This is a genomic window from Kitasatospora sp. NEAU-CNBT7 (assembly GCF_057220535.1).
The window spans coordinates 1-2823 of sequence record NZ_JBXQQB010000119.1 but is presented as its reverse complement, the minus strand read 5'-3'; the positions used below and the strand labels follow the sequence as shown (position 1 = coordinate 2823).

Below are 2823 nucleotides of genomic sequence, written 5' to 3'. Positions count from 1 at the left end.
TTGAGGTTGAAGTAGTGAGGTGATTATGGGAGTTGGAAGGTCAGGCCGGTCTCGGCGATGAAGCCGTCGATGGGGCGGGGACGGTACTGCGTTTTCTTCAGTCGGGTCCGGACCGCCGTGGCGAGCTGGTCGGTGGTGTGGGGTGCGAGGTTGGCCAGACTCTTCTTGAGGTGGGCCCACACACCCTCGGCGGGGTTGAGGTCCGGCGCATACGGCGGCAGGCGGAAGACGGTCAGCCACGAGCGGGTGGCGATCAGCTCGCGCATCACGCGGTCGGTGTGGGCGGTGGCGTTGTCCCACACCAGGACGAGCGGGCCGCCGAGCTGCTGGTGGGCTGCATCGAGCAGCCGGGCGAGGTCCTTCTCGCGGAAGCCCTTCTTCTCGCCCTTGCGGCCACGATGGACGATCATGCGGTAGATCAGTCGGGTCCGCGGGTCACCGGGCCGGACGCACACGAGCCCGGCGGGCGAGACGCGGCCGGAGCCCTTGCCGGTGACCTTCACGACGGGTGTCTGTCCCTTCCGGGACCAGGTGCGCGCCTTCGGAGGCCTCAGCGACTGGCCTGCCTCGTCCTCGAAGACCACCCACGCGCCCTGGTCCCGTGCGGTTTTCCCACGGCGGGCCAGGTCTCCTCCCGCCAGGCGGCCACCGCCGCGTCGTCGCGCTCCACCGGGCGATGCATCGGGACTTGCACGCTCCAGCCCATCCGGTGCAGGACCAGCGACATGCCCTTCAGACTGTAGGAGACCTTGAACAGCCGCTCGACCAGCACCGCGATCCGGGCCGGCGTCCAGCGCTGGTCCTCCGTCCAGCCGTGCGCGGCCGGCCCCCGCGTCAGCTCCGCCTCGAGCCGCTGCGGCTGCTCAATGTCCAACCGACACCGCGGGCCCTGCGTCCCCTTCGACACCAGCGCCTGGACACCGCCATCCCGCCACCGGGCTTGCCAGGCATAGACGGACTTCCGCGACACCCGCAGCCGCCGCGCGACCTCCGACGGGCGCACTCCCTGTTCGAACAACTCCGCGGCCTCGAAGCGCACCCGCTCCCGCTTCGCCCGCCCTACGGCGGTCAGCCCGCCGCCATCCGCATACCTCATACGCACGGAGTAGCGAAAGGATCATCATCTGTCACCCCCTCGCGACAACCTCAGTTGCGTCCCACCCGCACGCCCTCGCGGGCACGGCTTGAGCTGCACGGGCTTTCCTGGAGTCCGCGATCACGGACTGACAAGCCGTTGTCGTACCGATCGTGGTGAACGTCGGTTCAACGGTGCCGACCCGATCCGGTGATCTCCGGCCGGGGCGCGCATGAAGACAGGGCGGGCGTTTCCCCCGGGTCGTGGACACCCTGATCATTGAGCTCTTTTCAACCCTGCTCGGCAGGGTGAGACGTCGTCCGGCCTTGACGGCTACCCGGGCCCGCAGGATCGCGGTCGGCACGCCGGAGGCGACCTTGGCCCCCGTCACCCGATCGGTGGCCGCTCTGAAAAGGCTCAGAGGCCGTTGTCGTACCGATCTTGGTGGACGTGGGTTCGAGTGGATCAGCTCGGCCGGGTGATCTTGCCGGTTGCCGGGCATGAAGGCAGGGCCTCTGGTGCAGCTCGGGGTTGTCGAGACCTTGAGCGCGCCAGGAGGCCCTGGTGTCGCTGTTGTATGCCCTTGCGCCGGCCGGCTCCAACTCGGATGCCCGGGAGTGTGATTGTCTCGCTCACCGGTTCGGGAGCGCCAGGGACCGTCCGCACAGGCGACCGAGGTACCCCTCGGACATGACGGACGCGGAGTGGTCGGTCGTGCGCGAGGCGATGCCGGTTCCAGGCTGGCTGGAGGGCCGTGGCGGCCAGCCGGAGAGCTACTGTCACCGGCAGATGGTCGACGCGGTGCGCTACCTGGTCGCGGGCGGCATCACTTGGCGGGCGATGCCCGGGGACTTCCCCGCGTGGGACCGCGTCTACGCGTTCTTCCGGTGCTGGCGCGACAAGGGCCTGGTCGCCGAGTTCCACGACCGGCTGCGGGACCGGGTCCGCGAGGCGGCGGGCCGCGACCGGGAGCCGACCGCGGGGATCATCGACGCGCAGTCGGTGAAGGGCGCCGCGTCGGTGCCGGCCGCGAGCAGGGGCTTCGACGGCGGGAAGATGCGCTCACGCCGCCTCGCCCGCGACTACGAGGGCCGGACCGACTCCGCCGAGGCGATGATCCGTTGGTCGATGACCATGGTCATGAGCCGCCGACTCGTCCGACGGGCACGCTGAACAGTCCCGGGCTCTCCTCGACCAGCCAACCCCGCGCCACCAGGCGCTTCGCCTTCGACCGCACCCCTTCGACCTTCGCGGGAACCGACTCCAGCCCGAGCGCCACGGCGAGCTGCCGGCAGTCCGTCGCCGCACCGCCCGAGCGCCCGCGCTCGGCCAGGATCTCCATGATCCGCCGGTAGTCCGGTGCCAGCACGCCGGCATCGAGCCCGTCCCGCCGCACCGGCACCACCGAACCCGGCACCGCCGCCGTGACCCGAGCCGGCCGTTCACCGACCGCGACCACCGGCGGAAGCCCCTCGTCTTCGCGGGGCTCCGTCAGGACCCCGGCCACCGTCTCACGGGCCATCACGAACCGCTCCCACGCCGCTTCCGCCTCCCGCAGCTCGGCCTGAAGAGTCTCCACCCGCTGCCGGGCGACCCGCTCGCGTTCCTCCAGCAGCCCCATCACCGACAGCACCCTGCACCTCCACCGAAGAGACGACACGACACGTCATCTCTGCCGCCGAAGCACCGCCCCTACGCCTGGCCAGCGAAGACGCACCCATCACACTCGGAAAGACAACGGCTTCTCA

3 protein-coding genes are annotated in these 2823 nt (G+C 70.2%); 1 reads left to right on the top strand and 2 read right to left on the bottom strand.

The genetic code is table 11. The annotated features are described in order from the left end of the window. Positions 1-23 precede the first annotated feature (23 nt). A protein-coding gene (locus AC2TEW_RS38875) for an IS630 family transposase (RefSeq protein ID WP_484627739.1) occupies positions 24-1096 on the bottom strand; the annotation gives its coding sequence in 2 pieces (ribosomal slippage) (positions 24-613 and positions 613-1096; 1074 coding nt in all). Positions 1097-1765: 669 nt separating this feature from the next. Between AC2TEW_RS38875 and AC2TEW_RS38870 the strand changes: the two genes are divergently transcribed. Continuing rightward, positions 1766-2248: a transposase gene (locus AC2TEW_RS38870; protein WP_484627846.1), complete on the top strand. Its 483-nt coding sequence runs from the start codon at positions 1766-1768 to the stop codon at positions 2246-2248. Here AC2TEW_RS38870 and AC2TEW_RS38865 read toward each other — a convergent pair. After that, positions 2214-2708: a hypothetical protein gene (locus tag AC2TEW_RS38865; RefSeq protein ID WP_484627845.1), complete on the bottom strand. Its 495-nt coding sequence runs from the start codon at positions 2706-2708 to the stop codon at positions 2214-2216. The two genes, AC2TEW_RS38870 and AC2TEW_RS38865, sit on opposite strands and share 35 nt — an antisense overlap. Positions 2709-2823: the final 115 nt, after the last annotated feature.